Origin of the sequence: Streptomyces sp. URMC 129 (genome assembly GCF_051386415.1) — a bacterium.
Lineage (GTDB): Bacteria > Actinomycetota > Actinomycetes > Streptomycetales > Streptomycetaceae > Streptomyces.
This window is the reverse complement of record NZ_JBPQTQ010000029.1, coordinates 1-14,991: the sequence shown is the minus strand read 5'-3', so window position 1 is coordinate 14,991 and position 14,991 is coordinate 1. Positions and strand designations below refer to the sequence as shown.

General features: G+C 71.4%; 14 protein-coding genes, 1 tRNA gene and 2 pseudogenes. 14 read left to right on the top strand and 3 right to left on the bottom strand.

Annotation, left to right across the window (positions count from 1 at the left end; all coding sequences use genetic code 11):
• The first annotated feature begins 205 nt into the window (after positions 1–205).
• The 5 genes from ACSNOC_RS08705 (at position 206) to ACSNOC_RS08685 (ending at position 5,598) form a co-directional block, all read left to right on the top strand.
• On the top strand, positions 206–1,450 hold the full coding sequence (locus tag ACSNOC_RS08705) for a helix-turn-helix domain-containing protein (RefSeq protein ID WP_436746707.1): 1,245 nt from the start codon (positions 206–208) through the stop codon (positions 1,448–1,450).
• Positions 1,451–2,832: 1,382 nt separating this feature from the next.
• The gene (locus ACSNOC_RS08700) at positions 2,833–3,372 is read left to right on the top strand and encodes a hypothetical protein (RefSeq protein ID WP_436746706.1); all 540 of its coding nucleotides are present in this window, start codon (positions 2,833–2,835) and stop codon (positions 3,370–3,372) included.
• Positions 3,369–3,968, top strand: a complete 600-nt coding sequence (locus tag ACSNOC_RS08695) for a hypothetical protein (RefSeq protein ID WP_436746705.1) — start codon at positions 3,369–3,371, stop codon at positions 3,966–3,968. The genes ACSNOC_RS08700 and ACSNOC_RS08695 overlap by 4 nt, the downstream gene beginning before the upstream one ends.
• 7 nt (positions 3,969–3,975) lie before the next feature.
• Positions 3,976–4,048: transfer RNA gene (locus ACSNOC_RS08690), tRNA-Leu, on the top strand.
• An 830-nt stretch (positions 4,049–4,878) separates the two neighbouring features.
• The gene (locus ACSNOC_RS08685; RefSeq protein ID WP_436746704.1) at positions 4,879–5,598 is read left to right on the top strand and encodes a hypothetical protein; all 720 of its coding nucleotides are present in this window, start codon (positions 4,879–4,881) and stop codon (positions 5,596–5,598) included.
• A 23-nt stretch (positions 5,599–5,621) separates the two neighbouring features.
• Here the strand turns inward: ACSNOC_RS08685 and ACSNOC_RS08680 are convergent, their stop codons facing one another.
• Positions 5,622–5,867 carry a hypothetical protein gene (locus ACSNOC_RS08680; protein ID WP_436746703.1) on the bottom strand — a complete coding sequence of 82 codons (246 nt, stop codon included), beginning with the start codon at positions 5,865–5,867 and terminating at the stop codon, positions 5,622–5,624.
• Positions 5,868–6,044: 177 nt separating this feature from the next.
• Here ACSNOC_RS08680 and ACSNOC_RS08675 point away from each other — a divergent pair, with 177 nt between their 5' ends.
• The 8 genes and pseudogenes from ACSNOC_RS08675 to ACSNOC_RS08640 all read left to right on the top strand — a co-directional run bounded on the left by ACSNOC_RS08675 (position 6,045) and on the right by ACSNOC_RS08640 (position 10,839).
• Positions 6,045–6,467, top strand: a complete 423-nt coding sequence (locus ACSNOC_RS08675) for a YjbQ family protein (protein ID WP_436746702.1) — start codon at positions 6,045–6,047, stop codon at positions 6,465–6,467.
• Between the two features lie 115 nt (positions 6,468–6,582).
• Entirely contained in the window at positions 6,583–6,705 is a 123-nt protein-coding gene (locus ACSNOC_RS08670) for a hypothetical protein (protein WP_436746701.1), read from the top strand.
• Positions 6,702–6,875, top strand: coding sequence for a hypothetical protein (locus tag ACSNOC_RS08665; protein WP_436746700.1), 174 nt, complete (start codon positions 6,702–6,704; stop codon positions 6,873–6,875). Before ACSNOC_RS08670 ends, ACSNOC_RS08665 begins: the two co-directional genes overlap by 4 nt.
• A complete protein-coding gene (locus ACSNOC_RS08660; RefSeq protein ID WP_436746699.1) occupies positions 6,872–7,180 on the top strand; it encodes a hypothetical protein in 309 nt (102 codons plus the stop codon). The genes ACSNOC_RS08665 and ACSNOC_RS08660 overlap by 4 nt, the downstream gene beginning before the upstream one ends.
• Positions 7,144–7,475, top strand: a pseudogene (locus tag ACSNOC_RS08655) (IS630 family transposase); the annotation flags it as partial. The gene ACSNOC_RS08660 and the pseudogene ACSNOC_RS08655, both read left to right, overlap by 37 nt.
• Positions 7,476–7,591: 116 nt before the next feature.
• Positions 7,592–8,236: a dihydrofolate reductase family protein gene (locus ACSNOC_RS08650; RefSeq protein ID WP_436746698.1), complete on the top strand. Its 645-nt coding sequence runs from the start codon at positions 7,592–7,594 to the stop codon at positions 8,234–8,236.
• Positions 8,237–9,144: 908 nt separating this feature from the next.
• Complete coding sequence (locus ACSNOC_RS08645) at positions 9,145–10,323, top strand: Cmx/CmrA family chloramphenicol efflux MFS transporter (protein WP_436746697.1); 1,179 nt, start codon at positions 9,145–9,147, stop codon at positions 10,321–10,323.
• Between the two features lie 3 nt (positions 10,324–10,326).
• Positions 10,327–10,839 (top strand): hypothetical protein, encoded by a 513-nt coding sequence (locus tag ACSNOC_RS08640; protein WP_436746696.1) that lies wholly within the window; start codon positions 10,327–10,329, stop codon positions 10,837–10,839.
• 6 nt (positions 10,840–10,845) lie between these two features.
• Here ACSNOC_RS08640 and ACSNOC_RS08635 read toward each other — a convergent pair whose 3' ends face one another.
• Together ACSNOC_RS08635 and ACSNOC_RS08630 are read right to left on the bottom strand one after the other, a co-directional pair.
• Positions 10,846–13,596 carry a LuxR C-terminal-related transcriptional regulator gene (locus ACSNOC_RS08635; protein WP_436746695.1) on the bottom strand — a complete coding sequence of 917 codons (2,751 nt, stop codon included), beginning with the start codon at positions 13,594–13,596 and terminating at the stop codon, positions 10,846–10,848.
• Positions 13,597–13,918: 322 nt separating this feature from the next.
• The gene (locus tag ACSNOC_RS08630) at positions 13,919–14,548 is read right to left on the bottom strand and encodes a hypothetical protein (protein WP_436746694.1); all 630 of its coding nucleotides are present in this window, start codon (positions 14,546–14,548) and stop codon (positions 13,919–13,921) included.
• Positions 14,549–14,711: 163 nt separating this feature from the next.
• Between ACSNOC_RS08630 and ACSNOC_RS08625 the strand changes: the two are divergent.
• A pseudogene (locus ACSNOC_RS08625) lies at positions 14,712–14,991 on the top strand (hypothetical protein); the annotation flags it as partial.

Here is a 14,991-nt window from a genome sequence, read left to right as displayed (position 1 = left end):
CCGGACCTGGTCAGCGATGGCCAGGCCGGGGCCTTTTCTCATCCCTGAAGGCGCACCCCAAGCACCTTGATGTGCGTCTGCCGGTGTCCCCGCCGTACGGCCGAGGCACTGGGCGGTGTGCCCGAGAGGGAAGAAAGGCTCGCCTGGCTCGTCGTCGTCAGCGGCGGTACCGTTCCAGGGGCCACTACGAACAGCCGGAGTTCTCATGCCCCAGCACCCGGAAGAACACATCGGTACTCGGGTACGGATCGCACGCAACGCGGCCGGGCTGACGCAAGCCGAGATGGGCGGACTGCTCGGCCGCTCGGAGCATTGGGTGCAGGACGTTGAAGCCGGACGGCTCGCCCTGGACAGGTACTCACTGATCGCTGCGATCGCGGACGTGTGCGATGTCGATGTTGTCTGGTTGCTCGGCCAGCCATACCGGCTCCAGCACGGCGCCGGTTCACTGGCTCACATGTACGTCCCTGCCCTGCGAACCGGGCTGCGCCGCGCAGGGCTGATCCTGTCCGGGCACCCGGGCCTCAGCCCGCAGTCGACCAGCATGGACTATGCCGTCCTGCGGGAGCGCGCCAAGAGTGCCAACGGGGCGAGGCAATCCGCAGACCTGCCCAAGGTCGCCGGCATCCTGCCGGCCTTGGTGGAAGACCTGAATGCTGCCCTCTTGCTGGACCAAGGGACCCGGCGGGAAGAGGCGTTGAGGCTGCTGGTCGACTCCGCACGGACGGCGCGGATGTGTTTGAACCAGTTGGGTTACCCCGATCTGGCGTGGTCTGCTGCGGAAGTCGCGGCAGGGGCGGCCACTCAGCTTGGAGACCCGCTGACCAAAGCCGCGGTTGCCTGGGACCGGTGCGGCGCGTTGCTGCACCAAGCCTCACTTTCGGAGGCCCTGGCGGTCGCTGACGCAGCGCTGCGTGACCTCGAGACTCTTGCCTCCAGCAATGGCGCGCCCGAGGCCGCCATCAGCATGCGAGGCGCGCTCATGCTGCGAGGCGCTGTCGCGCTGGCACGAAGCTACCGCGCGGACGATGCGTGGGCTCGGATCACCGCCGCCTTGGAGGACGCGGACCGCCTCGGCCCCGAGTGGTACGACGTGGATGGCCAGACCGTCTTCGGCCGGGGCACCGTCGCGGTTCACGCCGCGGAAGTCGGTGTGGAAGTGAAGCAGCCGGACCAGGGACTGTCTAAGGTTCCCGAGGCGAACATCAGTTCCGTCCCGAGCAAGGAACGGCGTACGCATTACGAGATCGACAAGGCGCGGGCCCTCAAACAGATGGGGCGTCACGCGGCGTCCGTCGCCACGCTGAAGAAGGCAGCTCAGGGCGCCCCCTACTACGTGCACGCCGATCCCATGGCGAGGGCGCTGGTAGCAGACCTGGCGAGGCTGGGAGTGCCCACACAGGCAGCGTCTCTCTCGTCGCTGGTAAGGGCCATGGAACTGGTCCGCTAGAACTCCCCCTGGAAACAGACAAATTGACCCCCAGAAATCCTGGGGGTCGTGTTCGTTCGGCTACGCCAAGCTGTCAGCCCTTGACGCAAGGCAACACTCGGACGATCACGAAGGGGGTCGGCATGCCGATGCCGCAACCCGCACATGACCCGGCCGCGTTCGCCTCTGCCTACCAGCGCCTTGGCTGGCCGGTCGTTCGTGGGTACCGATTCCGCCCCCGGGGCGGGTGCACGTGCGATGCCGTCGTACAGTGTCCCACCCCTGGCGCTCACCCACTCCCGGACTGGCGCGGGTCCGAAACGACCAGCGATCTCGCGGCGGAGTTCCGCTGGGCCCCGGGCGCAGCCGTCATCGCCCCGACGCAAGATTTCGACGCTGCGCTGATGCCCCGAACGGTCGGTATGACCGCCATGGTTTTGCTGGATCGTACGGTCTCCGTCCCTTGTCTCACGGCGGGACAGACCTCCGTGCTCTTTGTGGCCCCCGGCGCAGGACACGCTCTGGCGAGCCCCACCGTGGAAGTCCGGTCGGGAGACGCAATGGATCGCGCTCCCACCGTCCCACGGGACCAGATGGGACACGCCCCCTTGGGACGAACTCACCGACCAGCCCCGCCCCTTGGTCGACGGGCGGGCTATCCGCCCCATCGTCGACGAAGCCTCCCGGCTGTCCGGGAAGAACCCCTGAGCGCTGCCGCCTGCCCGGCCGCGACTCGCCAATCCGCACCCCTCACGGAAGCCGCTCGTGATGACAAGCAACCTACGACCCTCTCCGACCATCCATGCCACCGACGACGACCCGGAAGACGCCTGCGCGGAACTATTCACCGCACTGGTCCTGGCCGGGATCACGCTGCCGTCTCTGGCGGTCGACGCCTGCGAGTCATTTCCTTTCAGTTCCGCTTCGCTGATCGAACTCGGCCGTTGCTCCCCGGCGACCGCTCGTTCACTCGCGGCCGTTGTGAGGCGGGGCGTGATTCTGAGCCCGGAGGCGGAGAGGTGAGCGCGGACGAGCGCCCCGAGAAGCGCCAGGCCCCGGCCCAGCCCGAGCTGGCGATGCCGTCGGACGTGTCAGGGCTCTCATTGGACGAACTTCGCAAACACGCCAACCTGCTTGGGCGGCAGATTGATCAGCACCTGGGGGAGATGAGGAAACTCCGATGATTCGTGATCACCGGAAACCACGCCATTCAGCCCCGGGGGCTCCGCTCGTTTCTGCGCCTATTCGGAAGACCCTTGGCTACCTCCGGAAGCCCCTATGGGAGGCAACCGCAGCGATGGCGGGCCCGCTTCTCATTCTCGGCATTGGCCTCGCCATCGGTTTCACGTGCGGTGCCTGGCTGTCGAACCCGCAGAATCCTTGAAGGAAAGGAGCAAGGCGTAATGCACGCCCACAAACCTCTTGGGGACGACGAGCTGGCGCAGCGCCACAGAGAAGGGGCGAGCATTCAGCTCCTCGCCGCGCTCTGTCGGCAGCCCGACCGGGAGGTACGCGAACGGCTGCGCGGCCTCGGCCTTCAGGTCACCACCGGCTATGGCCCTGGATACCTGTACCGCCCCAAGGAGAAGGCCGAACTGAGCGAACTCCTGGTCCGCTGGCGTGCCTCTGGCAGCGATATCCGCGTCCTTATCAAGGGGACCGGGATTGGCTATGGCGAGATGGTTGATCTGCTGGTGTCGGCGGACAGCGACATGCCACAGCGGGGCCCCAAAGGTGAACTGCCATGTCCTGTTCCCCCGGAACGGCTGCGCCAGAGGTATCTGAAGGATCTCGAATCGATCGCCGCGATCGCGCGGGACTACCGCGCGACCGAGGCCGCTGTCAGGCGATGGCTCCTGGATGCTGGAGTGGAACTGCGCGGGTACAAGAAAGCGAACGCGGCGATCCGCGAGCGCAACCGCCGGGTCCGGGAGCGCGCATGACCACCGCGATGCACCCGGGGTACAAGCGGTTCGCTCCGCTGACGGACGGGCAGGTGGCCTCGCTGTTCCTGCGGGGAGCCAGCCTCCAGTACATCGCCACACGCGGGCGGCAGAGCACTGAGGAGGTGGACAAGCGTCTGCGAGCCCTGCGCTTGCCACCGGATGCCCGCCGGTTCGCCGCCCGCCCCGAGGAGTACGACGACCTGGCCGACCGCCTTCGGGAGTGGTACGACAACGGGGTCCGGCTCGGGATTCTGATGGCGGCCACCGGGTTCAAGTACGGACAGGTCGTCACGTTGCTGGAGCACGCGGGAGCCACCTTCCGGACCGATGCGGAGAGGGGTGCCGCGAGGGGGATGCCTCCGGGGAGCACCGGGCGCCGGGGACGACCTGGGCGGAAGTGCCCTCTCTCGCCCTCGGAGCTGCGTCGCAGGTATGTGGATGACGAGGAATCCCCGCAGGAGATCGGAAGAGCCCTGGGCGTCTCGGGCGAGATCGTGAAGCGGTGGTTGACGGAGGCGAACATCCCTCTTCGCGGACGTCTGGAGGCGGCTCATGCCCGGGATCGCCGCAGAAGGCGGACCTCCCCGCGCTGAAACAAAGGCCCGGGTGCGCCAACGGGAGAGCGAGCGCCCTCAAAAGACGCCGTGTGTCGGTTCGAATCCGCCCCTGGGCACCCACCGTGAATCGCATGTGAATCGCTAGGAGAAAGGCCACAACCATGGGCAAGCCGATGCCAGTCGCGCGGCGGAGCGCCCGTCCCGTCCCTCGGCGTAACCGGAGCCAACGGGTGTGGATAGAGCCGGACCTCGGGGGCAACCGGCAGGCCCGAAGGAAGGCCGGCAAACTGCTGCGTCAACTCGCGCGGCCCTGATCTCAGTTCCGGCCGGGCGTCCCCGAGACCCCGACCGGGACGGCGCGGCGCGCGTCTTCCGACCGGACTACCCGGGAGCAGTCGACGGGCATGCTCCCCGCCCCGGGCCAGCGTTCGCCGCACCGCCCAACCTTCCCACTGGCCGCCGAGAGTGCACGCGTGGCCCCCCGGCGGGAGGGAAGGGCAATCCGACCCCCGCGCATCACAACCGGCGTGCGCGGGGGTCGGGCAGAAATCCCCCCTTCACGAATCCGACAGGGAGAGACACCATGGGACATGACGAAGTGAACGGGTACGACGTCGCGGAGCAAGAGATCATCACTCCGGCCGAGCCGCCGTCGTCCCCGAGCGACGACAAACAGGGCGACAGCGACGACGATGGAAAGTAACCCAGACCAACCCCCGCGCGTGAAGGACATGTTCTACCGGCCGTTGGTCGACAAGGCGTCGGAGCCCCCGGGATGCGAAAAGCATCCCGGGACACGCCCTCGAAGGGTGCTCCGGGCGCAGTGGATCTGTCCGGCCTGCGTGCGCGAAGCCGCTTGAATATGGACCCCTGCCCAGCCTTGCCAGCCGGGCGGGGGTTCGCGGTGGCGGCCATGCCGAATCGGGGCACCGCTCTACTCCTGTAAATGATCTACAACGCCCTCACCTGGGATTTTCCTTTTTTCATCACCTGTGCAAAGGTGCTCGTGTCCGATATGGGCCACCTCGGAGCAGCACCCCATGAGAACCCACCTACCCGCCGTCGCCTTCTAGCCGCCCTGACCGCCTGCGCGGGCGCCGGAGCAGAGACCGAGTCTCGGCCAGCCAACGGCCCCGGCGGCGACTCCCAGCCCGCCCCGGCCGGAAACGACGGCACAACGTCGGACGAGAAACCGACCACGGAGGATGACCGGACGGCCACTCCCGCACCGGCGCAGAGCACCAGCCAGCCAGGAGCAGACGGACAGCCGAACGGGGAGACGAGCCAGGCGGACCCCGGCCAGACGGACGAGGCGGAAGCCGAAGAACCCGCGGAGCGCGTGGCCGGATCCCGGCAAGTCAAGGAACTGCTGAAAAAGCACTTGGTCCCCCAGACCGACATAGAGATCCCCGAAGCCCTCTGGCCGTTCCCCCGCCCCGACTTCGGCGGAGCCCTCGAACCCGGCTATGACCCTGACTGCTCCTGGGAAGAGGGCGGCGCACCACTCCCGGACCACTGCGGCCAGCCTGAGCCAGGGACCGAGCCCCCCACCACGACGTCCGACAACGACCCCGAGGCGACCCCGGGCCCGGAGACGCCCCCGGTCCCCGATCCCGAGCCGGTCACGGGCGCCATGACTCTTCCCGCCCCGTACTCCCTGAAATAGACCGGGGCGCCGGGAGCCGACCTTCAGGACTCCCGAGCGATGTCGTCCAGGGCCTTGTCCAGCTCGGCCATGGCTGGCTGCTCCATGATTTCCTCCATGGCCAATCGCCGCATCTCCGGCGTGTAAGCGTCGACCACCTCAGTCGGCGTGACCCCGAGCTGTTCGGCCACCGTCGCCGTATGCTCCGGCGTCAGCTCCCCGGCCACGGCCATGGCCGCGAGGACGGTAAGACCCGCCCGCACCTCTTCCGCATCGGTGTCCCAGCCCACGGAACGAGCCTGGCCCTCCAGCCACCGCCGAAATTTGCTGTCTCGCGCGCTCACGCTAGCCTCACTAACCCCGCCGCCACGGACGCTAGACAATCCACCAGGTGTCGACATGATCAACGCAACGTCCCCGGACGAGCACGTGCAGCAAGCCGGGTGGCCGGGGTGGATCATGGAGTCATGTCCCACACTTACACCACACGAGTGATCGACATCGCGACCGGCGCCGAGGAACGCGTGCACGACCTGACGGGGGAGTGCGCCCGCTTCCTCCGGGACGTCGCGTCCGGCCGGGACGGTCTGCTGAATGTCTTCGTGCCGCACGCCACGGCCGGGATCGCCCTCCTCGAAACCGGGGCCGGTAGCGACGACGACCTGCTGGCGGCGCTCCGCGACCTGCTTCCCGCCGACGACCGTTGGCGCCACCGCCACGGGAGCAGGGGCCACGGTCGCGACCACGTCCTCCCCGCCCTCGTCCCTCCGCACGCCACGCTCCCGGTGCTCGACGGCGGCCTGGCGCTGGGCACCTGGCAGTCGGTGTGCCTGGTCGACACCAACAGGGACAATGTCAACCGCCAGGTGCGGCTGAGCTTCCTCGGCTGAGCCGCCGCGCTGGGTGCTGCCGCCGATTCTCCCTACCCTGCTCGCGGAACGGGAGAGAAACGGTGAGCGGTACCCACCTGGAGACGTGGGAGCGGCCCTGCGACGGATGCGGCCGGTGCCTGCGACGACGTCACCGGAGCGGCAGCGCGAGGACATCCTCGCCGCCGTCCGGGCGATCGGCGGTCACCTCATCGCGTGGGCCGATGACTGGGAAGTGTCCGGAGCGACGGACCGGTGACGCGGCCCAGACTGGGCCCCTGGTTCCGTGACGAGCGCGACCCGTACGACGGGCTGGTCGCCTCGGCGGTGGACCGCCTGGGCCGTAACGTGGTCGACTGCCTGAACACCGGCTGTCGCATGCGGGACGAGAAGAAGCTCCTCGTCACCTACGGCCACGACGGTCCGTGAACCTCGACGACCCCGTCGACGAGAACCGCTTCACCATGGAGGCGTGGGGCGCCCAGATGGAGCTGCGGGCGATCCAGCGCCGGAACCGCGATGCCGCCGTGAAGATGAGGGCCGCCGGTCGTCCGAAGGGCAAGCCCTCCTACGCGTTCCAGTACATCCGCCGCGTACAGGGCGGGCGGGTCGACGAGGTGGGCCTGCACCCCCATGCGGCTTCCGTCATCAGGGAGGTCGCTCGCCGGATTCTGGCTGATCCCGACCACGTCACGCCGACCGGCCGTGGGGCGTCAACCGCCGCCGCAAAGTGACCGCCGACACCCTGGCCGCGCTGAAGTCGATCCGCGCCGCCCGACCCGACGGCGCCCCGATCCACATCATCTTGGACACCCTCTCCGCCCACACCGGAGCGACGATGCGCCGCTGGGTGAAGAGACACAAGGTCGATCGAGCCCCCGCCTCGGCCTGCTGCGGCAGTTCGCGCGCGCCAACTCCCACCACCGCGGCCACTGCGACGTCCTGGCCGTACAACGCCGAGAACGCGCCCGTATCCGCAGTGAGAAGGGCATGCGCTGGGGCGGACGCCCGCTGGCTCCCGCAGCCTGACTTTGGCCGACGAACCTGCCAGGTCAGGGCAGTAGATGGCCCGGTTTCTGGCGGTGGCGATGAGTTTTCGCGGCCCGGAGAGTCTCACCACTGTTGCCGACAACCCAGGAGGGCACGTGGCTCAGCTACTGAGAGTGCAGAACTTCAACGTCTCGAGTGACGGAATCGGTGCCGGTGAGGACCAGAGCTTCGAGAGGCCGTTCGGCCTTGACGGTGCCGAGAGACTGTTCGCCTGGGCCGGCGCCACGGCGAGCTGGCCCAATCGCACCGACCCCGGCGGGAGCCGGGGCCTGGACGACTACTTCACGCGGGACTTCGCGCACAACATCGGCGCCGAGATCATGGGCCGCAACAAGTTCGGGCCGCAGCGCGGGCCCTGGCAGGACCACGAGTGGCGCGGCTGGTGGGGCGACGAGCCCCCGTTCCACACCCCGGTGTTCGTCATGACCCACCACACGCGTCCTTCGTTCACGCTCTCCGACACCACGTTCCACTTCGTCGACGGCGACCCGGCCACGGTCCTGGAGCAGGCCCGGGAGGCAGCGCAGGGCAAGGACGTCCGACTCGGCGGTGGGGTCACCACCATCAGGCAGTTCCTCGACGCCGACCTCGTCGACACCATGCACGTGGCGGTCTCGCCGGTGAAGCTCGGGTCCGGACTACGGCTCTGGCGGTCCCCCGATGAGCTGCTCGACCGGTTCCACCTCGAGGTCGTGCCCAGTCCGAGCGGCGTGACGCACCACCTGTTCTGGCGCAAGTGACACAAAGGCCCACCCAGATGTCGGCACGACCTGAGCCGGCGTGCCAGTGAATGATCGCGTAGTTGCGGGCGAGTTACCCATACAGGCCGTGGTGGTCGTCCGCAACGAGCGAATAGCCGTCCGGGCAGCGAGCCTGCTTGGCTGCCGTGCGGTTCGAGGCAGAGCCCAACGGAACAGGTCCGGATACAGCCCGCCGCGAACCACGATCTGCCGCAGCCACTGTCCCTCCCTCAACCCGGCGAACCTTCCCGGTGAGAGCACGGGGAAGCGGCTTGCGGCCCGCCCGCCCCCTCATCCGGGGAGGACTGGGCGGGCCGGGGCCGGACCCCAGTCCGTCGCTGTCGAGCGGAGCACAACATCCGGCCCGCCCGGAACGCCGGGGGAAGGGCCGCCGCCGGGCCCACCACCGCCACCGCACGACGTATTGTTACCCCCGGCAGGGGCGATGAGGACCCGTCGGCGGCATAGCGGCAGCCCAGCTCGTCAACAGTTGTGACCCCGGAAGGGAAAGGCGCAGCGGCTCGAGCCGGAGATCACCCGCACCGACGTCGACGCCATGCCGGATGTTCCGCATCCTCATCAAGGGCATCGACCTCGCCGCGATCATCGACCGCCACGACGTGGACCGCGTCACCGGCTAGCTGTTGCGGAAACATGACGTTGGTGACACAGGCCGATGCCGGTAGAACCAGGGTGCCTTGACGGGCATCGGTCGGGTACCGTGCGGGCCATGTCGAGTCCTGAGTCAGACAAGGTGGGGGCTTTCGGTCACGCCGTCAGCCCCCTGAACCACTGAGCTCGTAGCCCTGTCGTCGTGCCGCGTTCTGCGGCCGGGCGAGTGTGCGTGGGGGCTGGCCGCGGTGACGAGATGACCTTCTCGTGCTTCTCCTCACCCCTGGAGCCACTCGATGCCTCTCCCGCTGTATCTGCTTGCCATGGCGGTCTTCGCCATGGGCACCTCGGAGTTCATGCTCGCCGGCCTCCTGCCGGGCATCGCCGCAGATCTCGACGTCACCGTCGGGACAGCCGGCACGCTCACCTCGGCCTTCGCGGTCGGCATGGTCGTCGGTGCTCCCCTTGTGGCCGCGCTTGCACGCAACTGGCCCAGGCGCTCCAGCCTTCTGGGGTTCGTCCTCACTTTCGCCGCGGCTCACGCCGTGGGCGCCATCACCACCAGCTTCCCGGTCCTGTTCGCCACCCGGGTCGTCGCCGCCCTGGCGAACGCGGGGTTCCTCGCCGTCGCTCTCACGGCTGCCGCCACGCTGGTCTCACCCGACAAGAAGGGACGTGCGCTGGCCGTGCTGCTGTCGGGCACGACGATGGCCACGATCGCCGGTGTCCCTGGCGGGTCGGTACTGGGCACTGTGCTCGGCTGGCGGGCCACATTCTGGGCCGTCGCCGTTTGCTGCCTGCCTGCGGCTCTCGGCGTCCTGAAGGCAATCCCGGCGGGACGTGCGAAAGAGGAGACGGCTGGCGGGCCAGCCTTGCAAGCGGAGCTCGCCCAGCTCACAAGGCCGCCATTGATTCTGGTGATGCTGCTCGGCGCGCTGGTGAACGCAGCCACGTTCGGGAGCTTCACCTTCCTCGCCCCCGTCGTGACCGACACCGCCGGGCTGGGCGAGTTGTGGATCTCTGTCGTTCTGGTGCTTTTCGGTGCCGGTTCCTTCGCCGGGGTCACCGTCGCCGGCCGGCTGTCCGACCAGCGTCCCGGTCCGGTCATCGCAGTCGGCGGCCCGCTGCTGCTCATCGGCTGGCCGGCCCTGGCGGTGCTGGCCCACGAGCCGGTCGCCCTGTTCGCCCTCGTGTTCGTGCAGGGCGCCCTGTCCTTCGCGCTGGGCAGCACCCTCATCACACGGGTCCTCTATGAGGCCGCGGAAGCCCCCACCATGGCCGGGTCGTATGCGACCGCGGCACTCAACGTCGGCGCCACCGTCGGTCCCCTCAGCGCCGCAGCCACCCTCAGCACCACGGCCGGGAACCTCGGGCCGCTGTGGGCAAGCGGGCTCCTGGTCGCGATCACCCTGCTCATCGCGTTCCCCTTCCGCACTGTGGTCACGGCCGGCCGAAGCGCCGAGGTGCTCCAGTGACGCATGCGAACCCCCCTGAACCCCGGACGCCGAAGGCCCATCGAACACTGCCGCAGCCGTCCGACCGCCCACGTGTCCGCCGAGGCCGACGTCTCCCGCGCCTGCCCGTCCACGGGGAAGAACCGCTACGACCAGTACGGCGAGGCCCGGCTTCGGGCCCGCTCCGGCGTCCCGCACTCCCCACCGGCCCAGACCCCGCCCGACATCGTCGAACGGACCGAGCGACGACGGCGGGACAACAAGTGGCCGGCCCGCAGGAACGCGCTCCAACTCGCGAACCAAGGCCCGCGTATCAGCGAACGCACCGTGGCCCGGTGGCGTCCTCGCCCGGGCATCGACCACCGCCGATTACCCGACCCCGACGCATCCGCCAACCGGCGCCCGCCCAAACGGTGGCCCGCTACCCCGGCCGCATGCTCCACCTGGACGCCAAGAAAGCCGGGCCTGGCCGCGGCGGCCAAGACCTCGCTCGGCTTCGGCGGCCACAACGCCGCCCCGGTCCTCACCCGTGCCTGACCGCCGTCACGACCGCAGCCGGATCAGGTCGATGCGGGAGCGCAGCCCCAGCTTCCGGTAGATCTGGCGGAGATGGAAGCCGACCGTGTGCGGCGAGACGAAGAGCTGGCCGGCGACCTGGCGATTCGTCAGGCCGCCCGCGACGAGCTCGGCCACCTGCCGTTCCGCCTTGGTCAGGCTGTCCCAGCCGGAGAGCGGGCGCGGGGCGTAGGTCCAGTGCCGCCGCCGGACGCCGAGATGGCGCAGCTCCCGGCGGACCCGGGCGCCGTCCCGCTCCCCGCCCAGGGCGCCGTACACGTTCAGTGCCCGCTCCAGCTCGCCCACCGCGCCCTCGCGCTCGCCGCGCGCCAGGAGCAGCCGGGCCAGGTCCTCCGCCGCCGCGGCCTGGGCCCACGGATCGGTGTGCAGCGGGCCGGTCCGGGCCAGGGCGGCGGCGTCCCCGTCCAGCACGGCGCGGGCGTGCGCCGCGGCGGTGCGCGGCGCGGGCAGGTCGCGGGCGCGCTCCCGCAGTGCCTCCGCGGTGGCCACGGCGCCGCGGGCGAGGTCCATCCGGCCCGCGTCCAGGGCCCAGCGGACGCAGCGGGCGGCGGCCCACGGGTCCTCCAGCAGCAGCTCCCGCCGCGCCTCGGGGCAGGCCCAGACCTCCGCCAGGCTGTCCAGGGCCGCCGCGGGCCCGGACTTGGCCTCCGCTATCTCGGCGGTGAGCAGCGCGCGCATGGCGCGCCACGGCCGGGCCGCGTCGTGCGGGAAGTCCTTGTCGAGGGCGTCGAGATGCTCGGCGGCCTCGCCCAGCCGGCCGCGCCGCAGCGCCACGAGGGCGCGCACGCGCCACGCGTGCGGCGCCAGCAGCGGCAGACAGGTGCCCCGGCCGCCGGCCAGGCCGGCGCGGGCGTCCTCGTCGGCCTCGGCGAGGCGTCCGCGCGCCAGGTGCACCGGGGCCCGCAGGATCGCGCCGACGGCCGGCGCCACGGCCTCCGCACAGGTGCGGGCGGCGGCCTGCGCGGCGCCCAGCGCCTCGTCGAAAGCCCCGGTCCTGGTGAGGAACACGGCGAGGAACCACCGCGGGTCCAGGACCCGGACGGCGCCCGGGGCGCGGTCCAGCTCCTCGGCCTCCCGCAGGAGCGCGATCGCCCGCGCCGCCTCCCCGTCCCGCCACAGGCCCAGCGCCCGCACGGTCAGCGCACCGGCCCGCACGGCGGGCGGCGGGCCGCCGCCCGCGGCCAGGAGCCGGTCGGCGTGCCCGGCCCCCGCGTCCGGTCCGGTCAGGCAGCCGGCGGTCAGCAAGCAGAGCTCCGCCCGCTCGCCGTGGGCCGAGCCGTCCGGGGCCACGGTCAGGGCCTCCCGCGCGGCGCGGCCCGCCTCCCGCGGCCTGCCCTCCAGCAGCAGCGCGACCGCCAGCCACGACCGGAACGAGGCCGCCGCCTCGCGGCACTCCGCCGTCGGCTCCCGGGCCGACGCGGCCAGGTCCGCCTCGGCGTCCTGCGCGGTGAGCACCGCCCGGTCGGGGGTGCCCGCGCGCACCAGCCCCTCCATGGCGGTGGCGGCGAAGCCGAGCCAGCCGTCCTGGTCGGGTGCCAGCAGCAGCATGCCCCGCGCCGCGAGCGAGGCGGCGGTCGCCGGCTCGGCGGCCAGCAGGCGGCCGGCCGCCTGTCCGATGATCCGCACCGCCTCCATGTCACCGGGCTGGGCGATGTGCGCCACGTGCAGCGCGGCGGCCTCGACGCCGTCGGGGCGGGACAGCAGCATGGCCGCCGCCTGCCGGTGCAGCAGCGCGCACATCGGCGGCGGCACCGAGTCCAGCACCACCCGCCACAGCGCCTCGCTGCGGAAGGCGAAGTCGGTGGCGCCGCAGCTGACCAGCCCGCAGGCGATCGCCTCGTCCAGGGCCGCGAGCAGGTCGGGCGGGGACTCCCCGAGCAGCGCCGCCAGATCGGTCGGGGTGAACGACGAGCCCAGCACCGCGGCCAGCCTCAGCGCCTTGAGGGTGAACGGGGACAGCTCCCGCAGCCGCTCGCGCACGAGCACGGCGAAGCAGGCGGGCACCGGCGCGGGCGCGCGGACGCCGTCCGGCTGGGCGGCCGGCGGGGCCGGTCGGGGCCGCAGCCGGGCGACGCCGTCCGCCACCCGCACCTCGCCGCTCTCGATCAGGCCCCTCGCCAGGTCGATCACCGCGCGCGGGGTGGTGCCGACGCTCTCCGCCAGGGTGACGATCGACGGGTCGGGGACGGCGCCGAGGTGGTCGGCCACCACGTCGGCCACGGCCTGGCCGGTGAGCGGGCCCGGATCCGGCAGCCGCTCCAGCGGGAGCCCGCCGAGGCTGATGTCGCCCACTCCGCGCCGCTCGGTGCCCGGTGCGGTGCCGGAGGCGAGGATCCACAGCACCGGATGTCCCTGGGACTGGGCGATCAGATCGCCCAGCGCCGCCAGGGCGGGCAGCTCGGCCAGGTGGAGATCGTCCAGCACGACCAGGGCCTGGCCCCGCTCCAGGGCGTCCCGCAGCCTTGCCCGCAGCTCCCTGTCGTTGTCCAGCGTGCCGAGCCGGTGGACCTGGGCGTCGAGGGCGGTGGGCACGGCCGCGAGGAGGGCGTCGGAGGTGGTGACGACTCCGCTGACGACGCCGAAGCCGTGGCGCACGGCGATGCCGATCGATTCGATGAGCAGACGGGTCTTGCCGGTCCCGGCCGGGGTTTCCAGCGTGAGGACTTTGCTCTGTCTGGTCCGGGTCACGGCGTGCAGGCCCGCGGTGATCCGGCCCACGTGCGCCTCCCGGCCGCGCAGCGGACGCAGCGGCGCCCGTCTGTGCGTTCCGTTCGCCTTGTGACTGCCCCGATCATATGTTTTCGAACCGTTCACCAAGGCCCCTTCGCGCTTTTCCGGGACTCACGGACTCGGCAAATGGTGAGCTTATCCAACACGTCACAGGGCGGGCAATATGGCCTGGTGGCGGAGATTCCGTGAAGAGCGCTGCGGCGTGCGGAAAGCGGGGGAACGGTATTTCTGGCGCCTTGTGGCCGGTGGAAGTCGGCGGCCTTTCTTTTTCCGTGCTTTTCTGATTCCTTTGGATGTCCATATCGTATGGTCAGCCGGGAAAAAGGAAATCCCGCAGCCGCCGCGCCGCCGCCAGCGCGGGCCGCAGCCCCGCCAGCGCCGTGAGCGCGGCGTGCGCCGCGTCCGCGCACCACACCGCGAACACCAGGCAGGCGGCCGGTGCGGCGGGCTCCGGCCCGCCCGTCAGCAGGAGCGCCAGGCACCCGGCCGCCGCCGTGGGCGGCACCACCAGCGCCGCGCCGAGGGGCCGCAGACGGTGCACCGCCAGACCCGACACGGCGACCACGTCCCCCGTCGCCAGCCGCGCCAGCCGCCGCGGACCGTCCCCGGTCAGCAGCCCCGGCGGCATCGTCAGCGTGCGGGCCACCACCCGGTACGACAGCCGGCGCGCCAGGTCCACCCCCGCCGCCCGCGCCCGCCCGGCCGCGTACCGCGACAGCGCGGCGTGGCCCGCGGCCACCGCGAGCAGCGCGCCCGGCCACGCCGGGCCGCCCGCGCCCTCCACCACCGGCAGCCCGGTCAGCACCGGGACCGCCAGCACCAGCGCGGCACCGTGCAGCACCGCGCACCCGGCCGCCGCCGCCACCGCCCGGCCGGTGGCGGGGCGGCGGCCCCGGCGCCCCCGACCGGGCCGTTCCGCCCAGCGCCGCCGCGCTGTCACCGGCCACCGGAGCGAGCACCAGGAACACCACCAGCTCCGCGCCCGGCGTCCCCAGCCAGGCGCCCCCGGCGAGCACCACGGCCGTCAGGACCACCGGCGAGAACGCCGTCTCGGCCGCCCACCCGGCCGTGATCACCCGCCGGGTCCCGGCCTCGAACACCGCGTGGAAGCGGTCGACCGCCGCCAGGTGCCGGGCCGCCGCCGCGTCCACCCGTTCCGGGGGCCCGGCGGCCGTCAGCGCGCGCGCCAGCAGCTCGACGCCCACGCCCACCGCCTCCAGCTCCCGCCCGGCGGCCCGCGTCCCGGCCGTCCGCAGCGCCGCGGCGCGCCGCCCGGCCCACACCCCGGCCGCCACCGGCACCGCGGTGACCGCCGCCAGCGCCGGATCGGCCCACAGCAGACAGAGGAACGCCGCCCCGCCCGCGACAGCCGCCTCCACGGCC